Annotated in this window: 21 protein-coding genes; 10 read left to right on the plus strand and 11 right to left on the minus strand. The window is 36.2% G+C overall.

Features of this window, described 5'->3' with window-relative positions:
• Positions 1 to 468 precede the first annotated feature (468 nt).
• A complete protein-coding gene (locus ACP6PM_RS22565) occupies positions 469 to 816 on the minus strand; it encodes a histidine triad nucleotide-binding protein (protein ID WP_426588582.1) in 348 nt (115 codons plus the stop codon).
• 48 nt (positions 817 to 864) lie between these two features.
• On the opposite strand from ACP6PM_RS22565, the gene ACP6PM_RS22570 reads away from it, so the two are divergent.
• Positions 865 to 2,394 (plus strand): YifB family Mg chelatase-like AAA ATPase, encoded by a 1,530-nt coding sequence (locus tag ACP6PM_RS22570; RefSeq protein WP_426588584.1) that lies wholly within the window; start codon positions 865 to 867, stop codon positions 2,392 to 2,394.
• A gap of 1,108 nt (positions 2,395 to 3,502) precedes the next feature.
• Positions 3,503 to 3,667, plus strand: coding sequence for a type II toxin-antitoxin system RelE/ParE family toxin (locus tag ACP6PM_RS22575; RefSeq protein ID WP_426588586.1), 165 nt, complete (start codon positions 3,503 to 3,505; stop codon positions 3,665 to 3,667).
• A 237-nt stretch (positions 3,668 to 3,904) separates the two neighbouring features.
• Here ACP6PM_RS22575 and ACP6PM_RS22580 read toward each other — a convergent pair whose 3' ends face one another.
• The 5 genes from ACP6PM_RS22580 to ACP6PM_RS22600 form a co-directional block, all read right to left on the minus strand.
• A complete protein-coding gene (locus tag ACP6PM_RS22580) occupies positions 3,905 to 4,945 on the minus strand; it encodes an ATP-binding protein (protein WP_426588588.1) in 1,041 nt (346 codons plus the stop codon).
• A 268-nt stretch (positions 4,946 to 5,213) separates the two neighbouring features.
• Positions 5,214 to 5,627 (minus strand): hypothetical protein, encoded by a 414-nt coding sequence (locus tag ACP6PM_RS22585; RefSeq protein WP_426588590.1) that lies wholly within the window; start codon positions 5,625 to 5,627, stop codon positions 5,214 to 5,216.
• A gap of 67 nt (positions 5,628 to 5,694) precedes the next feature.
• Positions 5,695 to 6,306 carry a hypothetical protein gene (locus ACP6PM_RS22590; RefSeq protein WP_426588592.1) on the minus strand — a complete coding sequence of 204 codons (612 nt, stop codon included), beginning with the start codon at positions 6,304 to 6,306 and terminating at the stop codon, positions 5,695 to 5,697.
• A 22-nt stretch (positions 6,307 to 6,328) separates the two neighbouring features.
• Complete coding sequence (locus ACP6PM_RS22595) at positions 6,329 to 6,670, minus strand: hypothetical protein (protein WP_426588594.1); 342 nt, start codon at positions 6,668 to 6,670, stop codon at positions 6,329 to 6,331.
• A 19-nt stretch (positions 6,671 to 6,689) separates the two neighbouring features.
• Entirely contained in the window at positions 6,690 to 7,118 is a 429-nt protein-coding gene (locus ACP6PM_RS22600) for a hypothetical protein (RefSeq protein ID WP_426588596.1), read from the minus strand.
• Between the two features lie 56 nt (positions 7,119 to 7,174).
• On the opposite strand from ACP6PM_RS22600, the gene ACP6PM_RS22605 reads away from it, so the two are divergent.
• The 4 genes from ACP6PM_RS22605 to rpsN all read left to right on the plus strand — a co-directional run bounded on the left by ACP6PM_RS22605 (position 7,175) and on the right by rpsN (position 10,779).
• Entirely contained in the window at positions 7,175 to 7,801 is a 627-nt protein-coding gene (locus ACP6PM_RS22605) for a helix-turn-helix transcriptional regulator (protein WP_426588598.1), read from the plus strand.
• 144 nt (positions 7,802 to 7,945) lie between these two features.
• Complete coding sequence (rseP, locus tag ACP6PM_RS22610) at positions 7,946 to 9,040, plus strand: RIP metalloprotease RseP (RefSeq protein WP_426588600.1); 1,095 nt, start codon at positions 7,946 to 7,948, stop codon at positions 9,038 to 9,040.
• A gap of 612 nt (positions 9,041 to 9,652) precedes the next feature.
• Positions 9,653 to 10,306 (plus strand): endonuclease III, encoded by a 654-nt coding sequence (gene nth, locus ACP6PM_RS22615; protein ID WP_426588602.1) that lies wholly within the window; start codon positions 9,653 to 9,655, stop codon positions 10,304 to 10,306.
• Positions 10,307 to 10,476: 170 nt separating this feature from the next.
• The gene (rpsN, locus tag ACP6PM_RS22620; RefSeq protein WP_094671973.1) at positions 10,477 to 10,779 is read left to right on the plus strand and encodes a 30S ribosomal protein S14; all 303 of its coding nucleotides are present in this window, start codon (positions 10,477 to 10,479) and stop codon (positions 10,777 to 10,779) included.
• A gap of 131 nt (positions 10,780 to 10,910) precedes the next feature.
• On the opposite strand, the gene ACP6PM_RS22625 is transcribed toward rpsN, so the two are convergent.
• Positions 10,911 to 11,240: a hypothetical protein gene (locus tag ACP6PM_RS22625; RefSeq protein ID WP_426588603.1), complete on the minus strand. Its 330-nt coding sequence runs from the start codon at positions 11,238 to 11,240 to the stop codon at positions 10,911 to 10,913.
• A gap of 40 nt (positions 11,241 to 11,280) precedes the next feature.
• Here ACP6PM_RS22625 and aat point away from each other — a divergent pair, with 40 nt between their 5' ends.
• Positions 11,281 to 11,862, plus strand: coding sequence for a leucyl/phenylalanyl-tRNA--protein transferase (gene aat, locus ACP6PM_RS22630; RefSeq protein ID WP_426588605.1), 582 nt, complete (start codon positions 11,281 to 11,283; stop codon positions 11,860 to 11,862).
• Positions 11,863 to 12,041: 179 nt separating this feature from the next.
• On the opposite strand, the gene ACP6PM_RS22635 is transcribed toward aat, so the two are convergent.
• From ACP6PM_RS22635 to ACP6PM_RS22650, 4 genes are all read right to left on the minus strand, one after another.
• Positions 12,042 to 13,016 carry an alpha/beta fold hydrolase gene (locus ACP6PM_RS22635; RefSeq protein WP_426588607.1) on the minus strand — a complete coding sequence of 325 codons (975 nt, stop codon included), beginning with the start codon at positions 13,014 to 13,016 and terminating at the stop codon, positions 12,042 to 12,044.
• Between the two features lie 261 nt (positions 13,017 to 13,277).
• On the minus strand, positions 13,278 to 13,679 hold the full coding sequence (locus ACP6PM_RS22640) for a hypothetical protein (protein ID WP_426588609.1): 402 nt from the start codon (positions 13,677 to 13,679) through the stop codon (positions 13,278 to 13,280).
• An 823-nt stretch (positions 13,680 to 14,502) separates the two neighbouring features.
• Entirely contained in the window at positions 14,503 to 15,351 is an 849-nt protein-coding gene (locus tag ACP6PM_RS22645; protein ID WP_426588611.1) for a DUF3598 family protein, read from the minus strand.
• Positions 15,352 to 15,754: 403 nt separating this feature from the next.
• Complete coding sequence (locus tag ACP6PM_RS22650) at positions 15,755 to 16,147, minus strand: DoxX family protein (RefSeq protein ID WP_426588613.1); 393 nt, start codon at positions 16,145 to 16,147, stop codon at positions 15,755 to 15,757.
• Positions 16,148 to 16,912: 765 nt separating this feature from the next.
• On the opposite strand from ACP6PM_RS22650, the gene ACP6PM_RS22655 reads away from it, so the two are divergent.
• From ACP6PM_RS22655 to ACP6PM_RS22665, 3 genes are all read left to right on the plus strand, one after another.
• Positions 16,913 to 17,389, plus strand: coding sequence for a hypothetical protein (locus ACP6PM_RS22655; RefSeq protein WP_426588615.1), 477 nt, complete (start codon positions 16,913 to 16,915; stop codon positions 17,387 to 17,389).
• Between the two features lie 139 nt (positions 17,390 to 17,528).
• The gene (locus ACP6PM_RS22660; protein ID WP_426588616.1) at positions 17,529 to 17,990 is read left to right on the plus strand and encodes a hypothetical protein; all 462 of its coding nucleotides are present in this window, start codon (positions 17,529 to 17,531) and stop codon (positions 17,988 to 17,990) included.
• Positions 17,991 to 18,702: 712 nt separating this feature from the next.
• The gene (locus tag ACP6PM_RS22665; RefSeq protein WP_426588618.1) at positions 18,703 to 19,980 is read left to right on the plus strand and encodes an aspartate aminotransferase family protein; all 1,278 of its coding nucleotides are present in this window, start codon (positions 18,703 to 18,705) and stop codon (positions 19,978 to 19,980) included.
• Positions 19,981 to 20,129 lie beyond the last annotated feature (149 nt).

Below are 20,129 nucleotides of genomic sequence, written 5' to 3' on the forward strand. Positions count from 1 at the left end.
TACAGAACTTTTCCCATACGTTAGCGGTTTCACGCTGTTGTAAGGTTGTAGTCATGTGATAATAATTGCTATGTATTTTTCAAGGTTCTCGGTAGCGCTTTTGCTACCTTGATTACTATATTAATCATCTAATTTAGTTTTGTAAAGGGTTTTAAGAAAAGTATGTTGGAATTTTTTAATAAGTTAGACTTATGTTTTTCTCAAATGGTACAATAAGCGTAGGTTGGGTTGACGTAGAAAACCCAACAATAATAAAGCTTTGTTGGGTTTATCCTGCGGATAAGCGGAGCGAACACCTCATTATACAAGGACTTACATTTCCTGGGCTGTCACACCACTACTGGACCGACACATATTCAATGGTGCGTTACGACCGATTGTTAAATGCTACCCGCAGTCTAAATTTTAGCCGTCTAACCCAGCCTACAAATTTTGATTGGTATAACAACCTGGTTCAATAATCTTGAATTAGCCTGGAGGCCACTGCATTTGACGACCTCCAAGAATATGAAGATGTAGATGAAATACGGTTTGGCCAGCTTCTGCGCCATTATTAATCACCACACGATAGCCATTTTGTAGCCCTTCTTCTTCTGCAATGCGCTGTGCAGTCAGCAACAAATGTCCCATTAAAGCATGGTCTTCAGGTACAGCATCGGCTAACTTGGGAATAGGCTTTTTCGGAATCACCAGGATATGAATGGGGGCTTGAGGATTGATATCTCTGAAAGCCAAGGCCATATCATCCTCATAAACAATATCCGCGGGAATCTCGCGCTGGATAATTTTACTGAAAATAGTTTCTTGTTCGCTCATTTATCTATTTATCAAGAACTAACTATACAAATCTAAGAATATAAGAATATGTTAGCTAGAGTCTGGAGTGCATCAATAATTGGTATTGAGGCCGTAAAAGTTGGTGTAGAAGTCGATGTATCTGGGGGCCTCCCAAAAATTGTCGTTGTGGGATTGCCAGATGCAGCGGTTCAAGAGTCAAAGGAAAGGGTCAAAGCGACTCTGAAAAATTGTGGTTATGCCTTCCCCATGCGGAAAATTTTGATTAATCTCACCCCTGGAGATTTACGCAAAGAGGGTCCAAGTTTTGACTTACCTATTAGTATAGGAATTTTGGCGGCCTCGGAACAAGTGAAGGCCGACTTACTGGGAGACCATCTATTTTTGGGAGAAGTTTCTCTTGATGGTAGTTTGCGACCAGTTGCCGGAGTTTTACCCATTGCTGCTGCTGCCCAAAAAATGGGAATTACTGGTTTAGTTGTGCCTGCTGCCAATGCCAAGGAAGCGGCGGTGGTGAAAGGGTTATCAGTTTATGGATTTGATAATATATTTAATGTCACTGATTTTTTGAATAATCCCGCAGACTTTTCTCCTGTAGAAATTAACACTGCTGAGATTTTGGCAAAACAAGAATTTACAGGTTTAGATTTAAAAGAAGTTAAAGGACAAAATCATGCTCGTCGCGCTCTGGAAATAGCTGCTGCTGGGGGGCATAATTTAATTTTTGTCGGACCTCCTGGCAGTGGGAAAACAATGTTGGCGCGACGTTTACCAGGAATTTTGCCTCCCTTGAATTTTGAGGAAGCGTTGGAAGTAACTCAAATTTATTCGGTGGCGGGGTTGTTGAAAGACCGGGGGAGTTTGGTGAGCGATCGCCCGTTTCGCGCTCCCCATCATTCGGCATCAGGACCTTCTTTGGTGGGTGGAGGCAGTTTTCCGCGACCGGGGGAAATTTCTTTATCTCACAGAGGAGTATTATTTTTAGATGAGTTAACAGAATTTAATCGCAATGTTTTGGAATATTTGCGTCAACCCTTGGAAGATGGGGTGGTGACAATATCCCGCACCCGACTCTCGGTAGAATTTCCGGCTCAGTTTACTTTGGTAGCGAGTACAAACCCTTGTCCGTGCGGTTATTATGGCGACCCCATTCAACAATGCACCTGTTCCCCACGGCAACGGGAGCAATATTGGGGGAAACTTTCCGGACCTTTGATGGATAGAATTGATTTACAGGTAATGGTTAGTCGGTTAAAACCGGAAGAAATTACTAGGCAGGAAACTGGGGAAAGTTCGGTAGATGTGAGGGAAAGGGTGAGGGCAGCACGCGATCGTGCTCGGCATCGGTTTCAGGATGAGACTGGTTTAAGTTGTAATGCGCAGATGCAGAGTCGTCATTTTCGCCAATGGTGTAAGTTGGATGAGAGCAGTCGGAATTTATTGGAGGGGGCGATAAGAAAATTAGGGTTGTCAGCGAGGGCGAGCGATCGGATATTGAAAGTAGCGCGAACTATTGCTGATTTAGCTGGGGATGAGGAGTTGAAACCTGGTTATGTTGGTGAAGCGATCCAGTATCGGACTATCGATCGGATGCAGTAATTGATGACATAGCTTTGTAGGTTGGGTTGAGGAAGTGCGATTCGTTTGGCTTAACAAGCTCCTATGTAAGTTAGGCCAGTCCCAAAAACTAGGGATAACTAAGCGTAGTCATGCAGGTTGAATTCCTGCCCTCTCGGATGCAGAGTGACTCTCAAGCTCAGGTTTCCAAGGTTAACAACTTGGACTCTCGGTGCATGGGCTTAAAGCTGTAAAACTAGAAGGTTTAATTTGGTTATCGCAGCCAAGGAAGTTGCATAAGGCTAACGCAGAGTGAATCTAGTAATACCGTTCGTCACCCAAGATAGGTGAAATTAAACCTGGTACACCTTGCCCAAAACGGGATGCCTATCACAACTGGTAATGTAGTTCCTCGGCATTACCGCATCTAGTTACAGGCCGGACGAGACTAGGAGCCTAAGTGCAACAGGAAATGATACTAGGGAACGAAGTAATACCAATTACCAAAAGTAATGCTATACTTGAGCTATAATTCAATAGTCAAATATTTACCAAGATTCAAAGTCTGTTTTTGACAATTATTAGTCGGTTAGTGTAGATTATTCCTACTTTTACCTCTCTCCTCACCTCCCACACTCCCCACACTTTCCCACCCAATCAGGTATAGCAAGATTTTTGAGAAATGGTATAACCCCTTTTGGACTCTCATCAATCGACCAATGAGTAGGGAAAGTTTAATCAATGTCCATTCGGGAGTAGGATTCCCCAAGAAGCAAGCCTAGATTAACTTCCAGGATGTGCAGACGTGGGGAGGCAGTAAGGTTGGCAGGTTACCGAAATTAATAAGGCAAAACTTAGCTCCCGTAGTATAAGTGCCCACAGAAAGTAGGAGATACCTCAACCTAGAAATCCTTGCTGTCAGGAGCCGTGTGAGCTGGAAACTCTCATGCACGGTTTTGTAGCAGAGGTGAGGGATAGCGATATCCCTATCGACTGCATCCGAAACCCAACATCATATATACCGTATTTCACCTTTAATAAAAAACGGGCTGATGTAGTTTTTCTAAAGAAAGGGAGCATAAAAATTAGGTTGTTGTTGGGTTGCGCTGTCGCTTAACCCAACCTACAATATTATTATGATAAGTATTATATGAATCGTTATATTATTGCTCCCTCTGCTAGTAAAGATTTAAACGAAATTATAGATTATTTTGCCGATTTCAATATTGCTAGAGGCGAAAGTTTCATCACAGCTTTTCAAAAAAAATGTCAAGACTTAATCAATTTTCCCATGATGGGACGCAGTTATGAATAGATTGGACACTGGTTGCGAGGCGTACCTTTAGATAAATATATCATCATATATCAGGTTACTGATAATACTTTAGAAATTCTCCGGGTTGTGCATGGTTATCGCTATCTAAAAAACTTGTTTTAGTCAGATGAAAATTAAGTTTACACAACCTATTTTTCATTAGAATAGCGATCGCTCTTCATTTGTTTAATTAGGTGGAAGAGCAATCGCTTGTAAATCTCCCTAAAGCTTCATGGTTTAACTATCATTTTCTCCATTTATTTGTGGAGGAGGTAATTCTACCGTACCATCAACAGGCGTTAATTTTATCTCCTGTTTTGATGCTGCTTTATTAGCTTCAATAATCTCAGTAATTGCTTGAACAAAGAGAGATTGAGTAACACATTTTTCTTCTTTAGATTTGTTTTCCCTAGCAGCAGCAACTACAGCTTTAAAAACAGCATTTTTGATGTCTCTACCAGATATTTCATCAAACTGTTTCGCAAGTTCAGAAAAATCTACTAAGTCTTTATCTGAGTTTTTCTCTAATGGAAGTTTACTAGGAATTTGAGCTTGCCAAATTTTTGCCCTCGCCTCTTCATCAGGTAAATCAAATTGAGTTTTCCATCGTATTCTGCTAATAAAAGCTGGATCGTAGTTACGAATTAAGTTAGTTGCAAAAACAACAATTCCTTCATAAGAAGAAAGCTGCATCAACATCACACTACGAGTTAAATTAACTGCAGTATCCGTTGCTTGATTCACATTTTCTAAACGTTTACCTAAAAAAGAATCTGCTTCATCAAAGAATAAAACTGCATTATTGCTAGTAGCAAATTCAAATGCTTTCGCAATATTCTTTGGTGTTTCACCAACATATTTAGATTCAAGTTGCTGATAGGGAACAAGTAGAATATTAAGTTTTAGTGCATGAGCAAGTGCTTCGGCAGTCAAGGTTTTTCCTGTTCCTGGCGGACCAGAAAAATTAATGGAAAGAGCTTTATCCAACTTGTGTTTTTCACCCATACCCCACTCATTGTAAATTAAATCCTGATACTCAATTTCTGCCAAAATTAAGTCTATTTGATTTTTAGTTGTTTGAGGCAAAATAACATCATCAAGAGTATATTTTGGTTCTCTTAGATAGGGGGTAAAATCTATATTTGATTCTGGTTGTTCTGAATCACTAGATTGTGTATCATTCTCAGAGCGTGGAGTCTCATTAATACCTTTATTAGTCGAGGTGTTTTTTTCTCCTGTTGCTTGTCGAAATGCTCCTATTTTATCAGCTCTTGGCATTAAATTTTTCCCTTTAAGTTATAAATTGCAACTAACAGTATGAATCAAAATAAATTACCCTAATTTAACTCTATTTATTCCTGGGATATTGGAATTACTGTTTGGAAATTAGGGATTTGCAACTTAATAAAGTACGAATTATTAGTGCATAAAAAGACTGGTGGCTGTCATTGCGAGGCGGTGATATTAGGCTCAACCTTAATTGGGAAGAGTTAAGCTAGCCGAAGCAATCTCTGGATTAGCTGGTAGTCTATTTTTTGCTAGTCCCTTAGTCATGCCAATTTTCCAAATACATTATTCTAGCTTTTGACCTATCTTTGGGAAAATTATTAATATCATTACCAGTTATTCCTGATAATTTAAACACCTTAGATGGTTTACTTTCAACGTGCTTTGGGTCCCACACTTCCATAGTTAGTTCGTGAGAATAACCTTCCAAGTAAAGTATCAAATATAAAGTTGTTTCTTTGCCAAATGCTTCAATTAAAGCTGGAGCAATATTTGTATCCCAGATTGGCTCCAATTTTCTATACAACATTTCCATTGTAGAACTTCTATTACCACCAAAAAATTCACTGAAGGAATCAAGAAAATTTTTCCTATTTCTTTTTGGCATAGAATTATCCTGACTATATTGGCGGAACTGTGATTCTCTATCTCTTGGCGGATCGCTTCGTGGCATTTATAACTACCTCTAAATTTTTACTTCAAATTAACAACTACAACTAACTGCCTCTTTATTTCAACAGTCAATCTATCTGAATAATCAAAGCATTAAAAAATAGACTTTGCTTCATTTTGGCATATTGGTCTATAGTTTCATTTGTTTTGTCTATTACTTCTACCAATGGCTTAAATAACTGAATCAAAGGATTGTTAGCTACTGATTCTTCAGTTAAAAGTGATGGTAATTCTGGTGGTGCAATAAATTTTCTAAATAAAGGATTGAAAAGATTTTCAGCATTTCTTCTCCAACTTTGGTATTCTTGACCAGTTAACTCATTATTTAGAACATAAATTCGTTCTAACTTAGAGCCTGGAACACTAGAAGGAATTTCTAAATCACCTCTATCAATTGTGGGAACGCTATACCCTCTTTCATTGTTTCCTATTTCAGTATCATAGAGCCATATTTTGAGGTATTCAAAATTACAATTAGGCAATAAACGACTTTGACGAAATATTTCTTTAACGATTAATTTATCAAAGAAATTTTTGGTTTTATTACTAATAACACATTCTCCATTCTTTAATCTTTCCCCAGGAATTCCTAACAACTCAATGGTCTTTAAATTTCCATAGGTTTCTGGAGAACGAAAACCAATTTCTAGATAGATTTTTTCAGCAGGTATTCGTGACATAATTATTGACTCCTTTTGGGAATTAATACCAATTTTCTAGTTTCAGTTTTTTTGCTTCTGAACGTTTTGTAGGCAAAGGAGAGCTTTGAGGTGCTTGCCCTAGTTTGAAAACTTCTGAAGGTTTGCTATTTGCATATCTGGGGTCCCAAATTTCCATTATTGTTTCCCCAAGAACTGCACCAGCATAAAAAATAACGTATAATGTTGCTGCATATCCAAAAGCTGTTATTAGAGCAGCAGCTACTATCGTTTCCCAGATTTTTTGCAGACCATAAACCAAAGCTTCAATAAATTTTTTAAAGACTTCTCCTAACCAGTCTAAAAACTGATCTATTAGACTACCAAACCATGTAAAAAAACCCATTTATTTTAGCTCCTATTAACTAACTACTTAAGACAGCAACTATCGGTTTGTTTTGCACTGTTGGCAACTGAACATCTTGGTCTTCTAAAGGTTTTAAAGAAATCATAACTGGCTGCATATCTGAGCGTTTTGGATCTACAAATGCAACTATTACATCCAACCCATCCCTGAAGACTGCTAGCAACCACTCGCTACGATAGCCAAATTCTTGTCTTAGATAAGATTCAATCTCCGGCCAGTTATTGTCTAAGAATTGAGCTACTAAAGCCAAATAATATTTGGTAGCTTCTGTTACATATCCCCATATCTGTTTAATCCCACCAACAAACTGTTCCCACACATTAGCAAAAGCTCTTGAGAGAGCTTCAACAATTGCACCAAAAGCATAAACAGCAGCAGCTCCGAGAAGAAGTCCAGCAGCAGCTTGTATTAAAATATCCCAAGCCATTAATTAGTTACTCCACTAATAATTATCAGTGATTACTCAAGTCACTTTGATTTAAAGTGTCTATTTATACCCAAAATAACTTAACTAATCTCAGAATAAAACTGATAAAACTTAGAACTTATATTAGAATTACATCAGGAACTTTAAAAACTCTCTCAACTATGGCCTCCATCGACAAACAATTTGCTGAAGCTGCCCAAAATTGGGACTTAGAAACCCTATATACAGACCTCGCTTCAGCTAAGGGAAAGCGTCTTACCCCTACTGAAAAGCTACACCTCCGAGGTTTACTCTGTGGGTACAGTCCCGCAGAAATAGCTGAAAAGCTAGGCAAAAATCCCAAAGGTGTAGAAACTGACTTATGTGCAACCATATATAGATACGTCAAAAGTTTAGTCGATAGGTGCGATCGCAGAATCGAAAATTGGAGAAATATTTCTGAATGGCTGGAAACAGATGGATACAGATGTCGGTCATCTCCCCAAGTACCACTTGATAGTTTGTTACCAGAAAATAGCGTAGTTAATGTCACTAATATCAATATTGAAAATAATCAATTAGTTATAGCTTTTAATTTGCGGATACCCACTTCAAAATCTGAAAAAATATCAATAGAAAACTTTGGCTTAAGTGATGATATGATTCCTAAAGATATTGCTAGAGATTTATCTGAAAAGTATTAAATTTACCTGCCTACTCTGAAACCAAGGAAATTCATTTGACTAACCTACAAAATCAATCAAAGTAGTCTTATCCTCAACTTGAGAAAAATTCATTTATAATAAAAAATTAACTGTTTATAATAGGAAATTTAATAGGAATAACTTATGTCCGTATTTTTAGCGATCGCAGTTTTAGGTATGCTGATTGTAGTTCACGAGTTAGGCCACTTTATGGCTGCTCGACTCCAAAACATCCATGTTAACCGTTTTTCCATCGGCTTTGGCCCGATAATCTGGAAATACCAAGGGCCACAAACTGAATATGCACTTCGAGGTTTTCCCTTGGGAGGTTTTGTCGGTTTTCCGGATGATGACCCAGATAGCTCCATACCTAAAGACGATCCAGACCTCTTACGCAACCGCCCCATTCTAGACAGAGCGATCGTACTCAGTGCTGGAGTAATTGCTAACCTCATATTTGCTTATTTTCTCTTAGTTGCTCAAGTGGGTATTGTTGGTGTAGCAGATTTTAACTATGCTCCTGGGGTGAAAGTTCCAGAAGTTGCTACAAGTGTTAGTTCTGCTGCTGCTCAAGCAGGTATTCAGGCAAATGATATTATTTTATCAGTTGGAAACCAACAATTAGGTGCGAACAAAGAAGCTATTAGCACTTTGGTAGAAACCATTCAAAATAATGCTAATCAAACTTTGGAGATGGAAATTCAGCGTGACGGAGAAAAATTATTTCTTGAAGTAACCCCAGAATTAGGAGATGATGGCAAAGGTCGCATCGGAGTGCAACTAATTTCTAATGGAGAAATAGTCAGAAACCGCACTAATAATATAGTTGAAGTTTTTAGTATTGGTGCTGAAGAATTTCAAAGAATTGTTGTCTTGACACTTCAGGGTTTTTGGCAGCTTATTAGTAATTTTGGTCAGACAGCAGGGAAACTAGCAGGACCTGTTGCTATTGTAGACATGGGAGCAAAAATTGCTGAGGATAATGTGGTCGAACTGTTTAGGTTTGCTGCATTAATTAGTATTAATTTGGCAGTGATTAATATTTTGCCTTTGCCTGCTTTAGATGGCGGTCAGTTAGCATTTTTGGCAATTGAGGGAGTTAGAGGTAAACCCTTACCACTTCGCGTGCAAGAAAATGTCATGCAGACTGGTTTGGTATTGTTATTAGGTTTAGGAGTATTCCTCATTATTCGGGATACTGCTAATTTGGATGGGGTGCGTTCAATATTCCAGAGATAAGTAGTAAAAGTCAAAAGTTAAAAATTAAAAGTTAAAAATTTTGATTGCTAAGGTTTTGAGTATTTTGTCAAATGGTGCGTTACGAAAGATGATTAAATGTTTTTCACAGCTTAAATTTTAGTAGTATAACGCACTCTACTGTCGTGTCAAACTTGAAAATGTGGGTTAAAAAAACCTAACCCCCCAACCCCCTTCCCTGCAAGGGAAGGGGGGATTTCTCCCCTCTCGGAGCAGGAGAGGGGTTGGGGGAGAGGTCTTCTACGTTGCTTGCTCCTAAACCACAATTTTAGTCTTGACACGGCACTACTGGCACGTCAAGCTTAAAGTAGTGGAATAGATTTTGAACTAAAAGCTTTTAAAAATCATCATCCTACCATTTTTCTAAAGTAACATTTAAGGCTTGACACGGCACTACTAGACTGACGCATCTAAAATTGTGCGTTACGACGGATTGCTAAATCCCTTTTATGGAGTAAATTTAAGCTGTCTAACGCACCCTAAAATTTTGCTTTACAGGAACAAGGTACTCACCTACGGGAGCAAGATGCTCCCACTGGCAAACAATTGAATTTTGAGAGACTACTACTTCTTCCTTCTTCTTTCTTCCTCAAAATGGTAACAACTCGTAAATTTTCACTGAAGCGACAGCGATCGCTAGAATTACTTCTTCGTCTCAAGCGTCTCTATCCTGATGCTACTTGTACTCTGACTTATGAAACTCCTGTTCAGTTACTTGTAGCTACTATTCTTTCTGCTCAATGTACTGATGAACGAGTCAATAAAGTTACGCCCGCTCTATTTAAAAAATTCCCGGATGCTTTAGCATTGGCAAATGCAGATATTGAAGAACTAGAAAATTTAGTGCGTTCTACTGGATTTTATCGCAATAAAGCTAAAAATATTAAAGCTGCTTGCAAAATGATTATTGAGAAGTTTAACTCTCAGGTGCCAAAGCAGATGGAACAACTTTTGCAGTTACCAGGAGTAGCAAGGAAAACAGCTAATGTTGTTTTAGCTCATGCTTATGGAATTATTGTCGGGGTGACGGTAGATACCCATGTTAAACGGTTGAGTCAAAGGTTGGGTTTAACTGAACATTCTGATCCAATAAAAATTGAGCGAGATTTAATGCGGTTGATACCTCAGCCTGATTGGGAAAATTGGTCTATCCGATTAATTTATCATGGTCGGGCAGTCTGTAAAGCCAAAAATCCTGCTTGTGATAAATGTTTATTAGCTGATTTATGTATTTTTACAAAAGAATAACTTAATGAAGTTAGTAATTAAAGCTTGTAGTAGGGCTTTAGCCCCATTTATAAGTTAGGGCTAAAGCCCTACTACAAACAAAACAAAAACTTTTATGGTACTATTAGAGGTTGGGCAAATCACCTAAAATTAAAGATACCAATTATTTTGGAGGAATAAAGTAATTAATCATGGCTAAAAAGAGCATGATCGAGCGTGAGAAAAAACGCAAAAAATTAGTAGAAAAATATGCTGAGAAACGTGAAGAACTAAAACAGCAATTCATGGAGGCAGAAGATTTAGAGGAGAAAATAGAACTCCATCGTAAACTTCAGAGACTACCTCGTAACAGCGCTCCTAACCGTGTCAGAAATCGTTGTTGGTTAACTGGACGTCCAAGAGGGTATTATCGGGATTTTGGACTTTCTCGTAATGTTATCCGAGAAATGGCCCATGAAGGTTTGTTGCCAGGGGTTGTGAAGTCTAGCTGGTAGAGGAAATGGATAATGGATAATGAATAATGGATAATGAAAACTATCTCTAATTATCAATTATTCAAAGGAGAGGCTTTAAACCTCTAGGGATTAATTATCAATTATCAATTATCCATTATCTATTATTAATACTATTGTCCACAACAACGTTCTATTCCGAGACTATCTAATAATAAGTCACTAACAGCATTGGCGATCGCAAATTCCCCATAAAAACTCTGGGAAAAGTCAAAGGCTTGCATTTCTGTAATAATGGCAATTACTAATGAGCCTAAATCATTCTCCCCTTCCATGCGATGGCGAACAAAGATTTGTGCAGCTCTGTTGGCAATATCTTCGTTCACTTTTTCGGGAATAAACTCTTGATTGAGCCATATATGTAAGGAGGTTTTTAACCATTGGCCCTCTTCTTGAGGGTTTTGTGCTGTTGGTAAAGTAATTGCTTGGATTGGTTCAGCCATAATTCTAAAGTTTGTATTATAAATTTTTAATCGTAATTCCATGATAGAATATGATATTGAGTCAATCATACAAGGATATGCTCAAGGCTACTTCCTTATGGCAAATGATGGAGAGAATAGTTTAGAGTGGTATGGTAGTCGTAAGCGGGCTTTGATTCCTTTAGATGAAAGATTTCGCTATCCACGGTCATTGCGTCGTGCAATTAATCAAAATCGTTTTACTGTTGCTATTAATCAAGATTTTGAAGCTGTGGTTGAGGGTTGTGCAGATCGAGAAACAACCTGGATATCTGGGGAACTGAAGAAAATTTACAAAGCTTTAAATGAAGCAGGGTATGCTTATAGTTTTGAGACTTGGCAAGGAGATGACCTTGCTGGTGGAATTTTAGGAATTGTGATTGGTGGGGGTTTTATTGGGGAGTCAATGTTTTACAATATTCCGGAGGGGTCGAAGGTAGCGATGGTAAAGTTGGTGGAGCGACTCCGGGAGCGACAGTTTGTTTTTTTTGATGCTCAGATGAATAACCCCCACTTGGAAAGATTTGGAGCTTATAGTATTAGCGATAAAAAATATAAAGCACTTTTAAAATTAGCGTTAACTCGTGGATGTAGTTTAATATAGCACTGAGTAGGGAGTAGGGATTAGTTGGAAAAACATTTTCCCCTCTAGGATTTCATAAGTTTATATTCTAACTAACTCTATGAGTAGGGAGTAGGGAATAGGGAATAGGCAGTAGGGAGTAGTGGGAAAAACATTTTTCCGTCTAAGATTTCATAAGTTTATATTCTAACTAACTCTATTTATTTTTTATATAGTTTATCTAATAGAATTTTGACAGCCTCAACAATTATATCTGGTTCATCTATCCACACAAAATGACCACTTTTATTAGCTTGAAGTTGAACAAAATTTGTTGATAGATTAGATAAATTTTTGTGCATTTCCTCCCGTAAGTTGTTAGCTGCTTTTAGAGGAATTAAAAAACTCCACCAAGAAGGTTGGAAAAAAGAATTAGCTTTGATACTAACTATTGGCATCGAGCCAAATTGATTAGCAATAGTAACCTGATTTCCACTATTATTGAGATTGAGCATTTCTCGACACATTGTCATCCAGTGTTTAGAACGACAAAAAGAACGTTTTACATAATTTCTAGACTCTTGAGAAAACTGTCGTAATTCAGGTTTAATTAATTCAAATATGCCACATTTTCTGAATAGCTGAATAATTCCTAATATTGAGCCAAAAGTAGACATAATAAAGCCAGAAATAAAGAATAGTTTCAAAGCTTGTAATTGGATAGGCATTTTCAGCATTTCTTTCTCATAGAGTCCATCTATGAGTACCATTCCCATAACTTTTTCAGGGAAGCGATGGGTATACAATCTGACATTGTAACTACCAAAGGAATTTCCTATTAAAATGTAGGGTGGCTGAATTTTGGCTTGAGTAAGTAGGGTATCTAATTCTTCTACAATTTGACTGCTAGTTCTAGGATAAGGACTATGGTCGCTCCATCCACATCCAGCTCGGTCATAAATACATACTCGCCCAAATTTTGCCAGTTTTTCTACGAGGAAATACCCCTCTATTCCCCCTAAGCTATGCTCTAAAATAATTGTGGGATTAGCTTCTCCTAGGGTGTACAAATGTAGATGATAACCACCAACATCAAATAGCTTTCCTGGAGGTGGTTTTTGATTTTCCAGATAACAGGCGATCGCTTGATAAAGTGTTGTAGTAATTATCAAAATAATTCTGATAGATAATGACATTTTTGGTATTCCTATAGATAAAGAATAGTTTCCTTACTCCAAGTAATATTTTGAATTATAGTGTTTCTCAAGTTACTACTGAATTCAAATTACTGAAAAATTGAGGTAATTAATTATTAATTATTGAATATTCCCTACCAAACCCAGAAACCAGGTTTTTTCGCAGATGTCTACTGTTAAAAATAACAATTTATCCTAGAAACCAGGTTTCTTTAGTCTTAAGTCCACTACAAGAGCGATCGCACTATATTAGTAATCTAGTTATTTCTCGACAATAATTACACATCCTTTCCATCCTAATTCATTAGCCATATTAATTCCATTCTCAAAAATGGTTTTTCCAGTGCCGATAACTTTCTTTTTGCTCTTACCTTGATTACACAAAATTTTTCCTTTATTTAAACCATTAGAGCGGTAACGTCCCCGATAATGCCAATCAATTTTTTGTTTCATTCCAATTAGCTTAGAGTAAGCAGTATAGCAAGATTTTTCAATGCTAGATTGAGTCCAAGTCCACCAGTAACCTCCTTGGTTAGAAGAAGCTGAACAGTAAGGCAATAACGAAGAAGCTGAAGCTGAAAGACTTTGACTATCTTGTTCAATTCCTGTAATAGCCAACACACATCCTAAAGCTAAAGTAGTAATCAAGTGACTTTTCTTCATGTTTATTTCTCCTTATTTCGATCGTATTCATAATCTTTATAACTTTCATAGATGTCTTAACCTGATAAATTAAATGTATCAAATGTAGTTTTTATAGTAGGTTAAGTTAACTGTGATAATAATTTTTTTTATCATAGTTAAATTATGAAAAATAATTTTTAAACTCGTTAAATACCAATACGAGATATTTCTAGAGAAAATACATTCTATTCCATGTAAGTGTGGTACACTGACTCTAGTAAATTGGCTCAACAAGAATGAAAATTTAATTCCATACTTTAAAAACTGTTTAACAAGCTAGTGCTACTGTACTTCATAAACCACCGAATGGATTGTAAATTATTTGAACATGATTAAATGCCTTCAAATTTTTGGGTCAGACTTACACTAGACTTTATCTTTGTTGTCTGAAGTAGTATATTTCTTAGGAAAAAGAAGTTATGCAAGTTTAGAAAAAGGCTACTGATAGGAATAGTAACCTTCTTTATCAACTTGAAGCAAAAAAAGCTGTGGTCTAAAATAATTGTAGGATTACCTTCTCTTATAGTGTACAAATGTAGATGATAACTGCCGACATCAAATAGCTTTCCTAGAGTTAGTTTTTAATTTTCCAGATAACAGGCGATCGCTTGATAAAGTGTTGTAGTAATTATCAAAATAATTCTGATAGATAATGACATTTTTGGTATTCCTATAGATAAAGAATAGTTTCCTTACTCCAAGTAATATTTTGAATTATAGGGTTTCTCAAGTTATTGAGGTAGAGTTTTTTTCTTCTTTTCTATTCTCCGTTTCCCGAATTACTATTCCCTACTCCCTAAATTTATTTAATTTTCTCCTCAGTCACTAAGGTCGAACTTACCCATTCTCCTTTGTCATTATAACTACGAATAATTCGTTGACGAAGTTGAGGTTCAATTAACCAACCAAGTTCAAAAAATACAGGTTTTCTCAACTCAATTTTGACAGGCAAAGTAGCAGATGCACCATCAGGAAGTAAAACTATTTTTACAGGTTGTAAACCTTGGTCGAAGTGTAAAATTGAACCTTCAATTCTAGCGGTAGAAGTAAGATTTTTCGGATTAGTATCACCAAAAGTAATTTCCTGAACTAATCTACCTGTACTATCAATGTTTAATTCCATTTGAGTTGGATAAGTATCTGGTTCCCGCAGATCGGGATACATAGTAATAGCTTCTCCCTGCCATTTTCCTAATAAAGCATCTACTGTCAAAGGAGGATTTTCTGAAGCATCTGTTCCAGCTCTTTTTTCTCGAATTAAAGTTAATTTATCAAAATCGCCATCCTTGTTAAATAATTCGACTAAACGTAGACGACGATTTTTATTAACAAAACCAAATTCAGCACCATTAATTGAAAAAGGCGCTATTTGAAAGTTTCCTTTAGAAAAAGCACCATTTTCAAAAAATAAAAGATTTCTGCCTAGAGTTTGATATTCACTTACTATTTCATCAACTTTTGACTCAGGAGTTTTGGCAAAAGAGTTAAAGCGACGTAGTGTTAAACGTACTTGTTTATTCTGGTCATCAAGACTTTCTAAAATGAGAATACTAGGTGTGTCTTTAAGTATTTCTCCATTCTCAGAAATTTTAGTAAATGAACCGTGCCATTCACCGAGGTTTAGCAGAAAATTTTCCCATTGTGTTTTCATATTTTTTAAGTAGTTGTGCTTTTAGTAATTTCCTAGTTCAGAGAGGGAACAGGTAAAAGGAGGTTAATAGGATGTTTCAATAATTAATAATTAACAATTAATAATTAATAATTTCCTCTTATTTTTAACAAGAGGATTGGTTCATAGTAACTTTTTTATTCCTGAAAAGAGAAGCTTTAAACCTTAATTTTTCGGTAATTAATTTTCCTTATGAACTCAGTAGATTTTTGTGTTTTTTATTCTTTTTTTTTACTACTCCCCCACTGCCTCTTATTAATGGATAATTGATAATTAGAGATAGTTTTTATGATCGATTATCCATTATCCATTATCCATTATCCATTATTCATTATCCATTATTCATTATTCATTATTCATTAATGAATCCCCTACTTCCTACTCCCTATTCCCTATAAATACTTTGATCATCAAAACTAATTCTACCCGGACCAAAGGAAGTTACCATTAAAAGTCCTCCTATTAATCCAAGATTTTTCATAAACGCAATTTCTTGAGTCGGGTCTATAAAAACATTATGGAAAATCAGAGTAGCTGGAATTAAAAATCCTACTAATGCAAGTGCTCCATAACGAGCTTTATAACCTACTAAAACAGATAATCCACCTATTAAAAGAACAATAATCGTTGGAATTAATAACCAACCAGGAACTCCTGAAGATTCCATATATTGTTGAGTACCTGCTCCACCAAAAATTTTACCAATAGCAGATTTGATAAAAACGGCAGAGAGGAATATTCTGCCTAAGAGCGAAGTCCACGGCTGTAAGTTGTTCATATTGCTTTATCAAAAAAATACTGTTTTCTTCAATCATTTTAATTGATGTAGGCAAATTTTATTGATTAAATTTTAATTAAATATTAAATCATCTCAGAAAATATTTAACTTTATTTATACTAATAAGTAGACTTAAATCAAAATAAATAACTTTGATTTTTTAGAGGGGTGACTAGGAATGTGGTAACTATCCTCCCTGGGGGAATAGTTCAATAATTAATAATTAATAATTAATAATTATTAATTACCCCTCCTTGAAAACGGATAGGATTGACTAATCATGAAAATTTTTATTTATTATCCCCTATCCAAGGGGAGGCTAATTACCAAAATTTTTCGGTAAGTGGAATCATAGAATACCAATCTGAAATTATTATCCCTAGTTTATAATTCTTAGTAATTGCTGTTTCCTAATTCCCAAATATTTTCCGCACAATCACCCTGAGGATTACTATATAATTAAGTACAAATTTAACTTAACGAAGTCAGAAGTTGTTTTTGTAATATGATGTCCGGATAATAATTGATAAAAAAGTTTTTGTTTCTAGTAGGGCTTTAGCCCGAACTATAGATATTGCTCAAGCCCTACTAAAAGCTTTAATTATCACTATTCAACCGGACATGATATAACGGGTATTTTGAGCAATCCTCCAAAAACATTTCGTCTTAAAAGGTAGGGTTTTAAACCCAATTATTTTGATAATAGGCCAGAAATTGATTTAATCTCCTGGTCATTAAGTTTAGATTCTTGAGAACTTTGGTTTTATGAAAAAATTTGCTTTATTTATATCTGTTGCTTCAGTTCTTTTCACTAACAACTTAGCTTTAGGAGGAGAATATGGCGCTAAATGTCTACATATAGTTAGTGGTAAAATGCAAGGATGTATAATTATGGTATCAACAACACAAAATAGCTTGGAAATGAATTTTAGGTCTGACAAATATCAAAATGATAATCTAAGGTTGAGAGGTAATAGAATTATTGAAATTTCAAGTGGCGAACACGCTCAAAAAAGAACTAAAGAAACTATTGGAGCAAGTTTACTTTTGGGTCCATTGGGAGCATTAGTTGGTTTATTTGGTAAGGAAAAACGGACTCAATTGGCAATTGAATATGTGGATACTCAGAACAAAACAAATATCGCTTTGATTGATATTAAGACAAAAGATAGTGAACCTTTAATACAAGATTTGGAAAGTTTGACTGGTTTAAAGATTCGGACTACGGAAAATCCTCAATAATTAATTCATAATTTAGAATTTAGAATTTAGAATTTAGAATTTAGAATTCAGAAGTTAAATTCTTACTTTATTATTTTGATAAAATCATTCTGAATATTCTCGAAATGTTTCTGAAGTTGTTAATGATTTTGCTGGAATTATGAAAAATAAATTAATTAGTTTTATATCTGCTTTTTCATTAGTTTTTCCTGTTAATCTTGCTTTGGTAAGAACTCACGGTGCTTACTGTTTAAATCAGAATAATGGAGAATTAAAGCCATGCGAAGTTACTATAGATACAGATGCTGGAACTCTAGATGTAGAGTTTAGGAAGGAAGAATTTCAAGATGCCAACTTTACTTTAAAGAAAAATGACATTACAGAAATTTCTACAGGACAGTATGCTAAAAGCCAAGTAGAAAAAAGTGTAGCTAAAGGTCTTCTTTCTCCTATCGGTGGAATAATTAGTGCAATAGATAAACAAGCTAGAGTTCAAGTAGCAATTCTTTATTGGGATAAGGGAAATAATCAAAATGTAACTATCGTTGATATTCGTAGTCGAGATGCTCTGTTGTTTAGAACAGACCTAGAACTTATGACTGGATTAAAAATTAAGAGATAAGTTAATAATGGATAATTAATAATTAATAATTAATAATTATAGGACTTACGCAGAAACCATGTATGTAGTGTTAAAAACTATAGCGCTATAGTTTTTGCACTCTATATATAGTACCCCTGCGTAAGTCCTGAATTACTTCTCTTTAAAAAAGCAATCAGCAATCAGCACTCAGCAGTCAGCACTAAACGTTTAGAAGGGGAATGTTACCCCTCCTAAACTATCCTGCTTATAGAAGCAGGGGATTTAAACTATCGCTCAAAAAGCTGTTAACGCAGTTCCTCCGCAGGAGGCTAGCTGAATGCTAAAAGCCAATAGCCAGTTAAAAAAATAGAATTTACCAAAATAATTGTAAGCATTCAGCCATTAGCTAAGAACTGAATGTTTACATTTTTTTCAATGGTTAATCTACTCATAATTGTTGGGAAAGTTGGAAATTTTAATATGGAACAGAGATGATTGTTTCTAAAATAATATAAATTCTTCCAGACCGACAAAATAGCGATCGCCATCACCACTATTAAATTCATTTATTAATAACAAAGAGAAACTTTAAAATAATCTAAATAATCCCCAATGATCGGAATAATAATTGATAAAATATGAAACTACTTTTGCGTTTGCGAAAAATATGATAAATTAAAAAAAGCGGAAAAAATCTATATTCTCTCGTAATATTTAGTTAAGATTGACGTTAATTTTGAGGATATAACTTATGACTCCAGAAACAATAGTTAAACAGTCTTTAGAAACACCTGGTGCATATACAACATTTAGTGCTGACAACTTCAACGCTTATGTAATGAATACTTACGGGCGTTTTCCCATTGCCCTCGAACGGGGTGAAGGTTGTCGCGTTTGGGATACTGAAGGAAAAGAATATTTAGATTTTGTTGCTGGAATTGCTACTTGCACTCTCGGTCACGCTCACCCCGTGATGATGGCAACAGTGTCAGAGCAAATTCAAAGATTACATCATGTATCTAATCTATACTATATTCCAGTTCAGGGAGAATTGGCACAGTGGTTGATACAACATTCTTGCGCTGACAAAGCATTTTTCTGTAATTCTGGAGCAGAAGCTAACGAAGGAGCAATCAAACTTGCCCGAAAATATGCCCACGAGAAGTTAAATATCGAAAATCCCACAATTTTGACCGCCCATGCTAGTTTCCATGGCAGAACTCTGGCAACTATTACCGCAACTGGGCAACCGAAATATCACAAAGGTTTTAGTCCGTTAATGCCAGGATTTTATTATGTACCCTACAATGATATTGCTGCCATAGAAAAGGCGATCGCTGAATTAGACAAAGACAAACGACAAGTTGCAGCTATTATGTTAGAAGCACTCCAGGGAGAAGGGGGTGTGCGTCCTGGTGATGTAGCTTATTTTCAAAGAATTAGAGAAATTTGTAATGAGAAAGGTATTCTTTTAATATTAGATGAAGTACAAGTAGGAATGGGTCGCAGTGGTAAACTGTGGGGATATGAAAATCTCGGCATTGAACCAGATATTTTCACTTCTGCGAAGGGGTTAGGAGGGGGTATCCCCATCGGCGCAATGTTATGTAAATCTCACTGTGATGTATTTGAACCTGGTAATCATGCTAGCACATTTGGCGGAAACCCTTTTGCTTGCGCAGTGGCGTTAGCGGTTTGTCAAACTTTGGAACAGGAAAATTTATTGGCAAATGTAGAGCAGAGGGGGGAACAGTTACGGGTAGGATTAAATGCTATTGCAGCTAAATATCCTAATTTATTTACCGAAGTACGCGGTTGGGGTTTGATTAATGGTATAGAATTAAATGCAGATATAGAGTTGACCTCTATCGATCTAGTCAAAGCTGCCATGAATGAGGGTTTGTTAATTGTGCCTGCGGGTCCAAAAGTCTTGCGGTTTGTGCCTCCACTCATAGTTACTGCTGCTGAAGTTACGGAAGCTATGGATGCTTTGGCAAGAGCGATCGCTAATGCTGAAGTCAGAAGTTAGAAGTAATTGCTAACTGAGTTTGAGCATTTATAAATTTCCTCACCTAGTAGAGACGTTCCATGGAACCTCCCTGCAATGATTGTGGTTTTGGTTGTGTGGTTTAGGCGGAAAGTTGGAAAATCTCAGGACACTCACCCAAACAAGAAACC

This window comes from Dapis brunnea BLCC-M229, assembly GCF_050015995.1.
In the GTDB taxonomy this organism is placed as follows: domain Bacteria; phylum Cyanobacteriota; class Cyanobacteriia; order Cyanobacteriales; family Microcoleaceae; genus Trichodesmium.

Excerpts from the sequence above, each read along its gene's own strand:
- ACP6PM_RS22645 (WP_426588611.1), bottom strand. The coding sequence starts at position 15,351 with ATGAAAACACAATGGGAAAATTTTCTGCTAAACCTCGGTGAATGGCAC.
- ACP6PM_RS22580 (WP_426588588.1), bottom strand. The coding sequence starts at position 4,945 with ATGCCAAGAGCTGATAAAATAGGAGCATTTCGACAAGCAACAGGAGAA.
- aat (WP_426588605.1), top strand. The coding sequence starts at position 11,281 with ATGATAGAATATGATATTGAGTCAATCATACAAGGATATGCTCAAGGC.
- ACP6PM_RS22575 (WP_426588586.1), top strand. The coding sequence starts at position 3,503 with ATGAATCGTTATATTATTGCTCCCTCTGCTAGTAAAGATTTAAACGAA.
- ACP6PM_RS22565 (WP_426588582.1), bottom strand. The coding sequence starts at position 816 with ATGAGCGAACAAGAAACTATTTTCAGTAAAATTATCCAGCGCGAGATT.
- ACP6PM_RS22665 (WP_426588618.1), top strand. The coding sequence starts at position 18,703 with ATGACTCCAGAAACAATAGTTAAACAGTCTTTAGAAACACCTGGTGCA.
- ACP6PM_RS22635 (WP_426588607.1), bottom strand. The coding sequence starts at position 13,016 with ATGTCATTATCTATCAGAATTATTTTGATAATTACTACAACACTTTAT.
- rpsN (WP_094671973.1), top strand. The coding sequence starts at position 10,477 with ATGGCTAAAAAGAGCATGATCGAGCGTGAGAAAAAACGCAAAAAATTA.
- ACP6PM_RS22625 (WP_426588603.1), bottom strand. The coding sequence starts at position 11,240 with ATGGCTGAACCAATCCAAGCAATTACTTTACCAACAGCACAAAACCCT.
- ACP6PM_RS22600 (WP_426588596.1), bottom strand. The coding sequence starts at position 7,118 with ATGGCTTGGGATATTTTAATACAAGCTGCTGCTGGACTTCTTCTCGGA.
- ACP6PM_RS22640 (WP_426588609.1), bottom strand. The coding sequence starts at position 13,679 with ATGAAGAAAAGTCACTTGATTACTACTTTAGCTTTAGGATGTGTGTTG.
- ACP6PM_RS22655 (WP_426588615.1), top strand. The coding sequence starts at position 16,913 with ATGAAAAAATTTGCTTTATTTATATCTGTTGCTTCAGTTCTTTTCACT.
- ACP6PM_RS22590 (WP_426588592.1), bottom strand. The coding sequence starts at position 6,306 with ATGTCACGAATACCTGCTGAAAAAATCTATCTAGAAATTGGTTTTCGT.
- ACP6PM_RS22660 (WP_426588616.1), top strand. The coding sequence starts at position 17,529 with ATGAAAAATAAATTAATTAGTTTTATATCTGCTTTTTCATTAGTTTTT.
- ACP6PM_RS22570 (WP_426588584.1), top strand. The coding sequence starts at position 865 with ATGTTAGCTAGAGTCTGGAGTGCATCAATAATTGGTATTGAGGCCGTA.
- ACP6PM_RS22650 (WP_426588613.1), bottom strand. The coding sequence starts at position 16,147 with ATGAACAACTTACAGCCGTGGACTTCGCTCTTAGGCAGAATATTCCTC.
- rseP (WP_426588600.1), top strand. The coding sequence starts at position 7,946 with ATGTCCGTATTTTTAGCGATCGCAGTTTTAGGTATGCTGATTGTAGTT.
- ACP6PM_RS22595 (WP_426588594.1), bottom strand. The coding sequence starts at position 6,670 with ATGGGTTTTTTTACATGGTTTGGTAGTCTAATAGATCAGTTTTTAGAC.
- nth (WP_426588602.1), top strand. The coding sequence starts at position 9,653 with ATGGTAACAACTCGTAAATTTTCACTGAAGCGACAGCGATCGCTAGAA.
- ACP6PM_RS22585 (WP_426588590.1), bottom strand. The coding sequence starts at position 5,627 with ATGCCACGAAGCGATCCGCCAAGAGATAGAGAATCACAGTTCCGCCAA.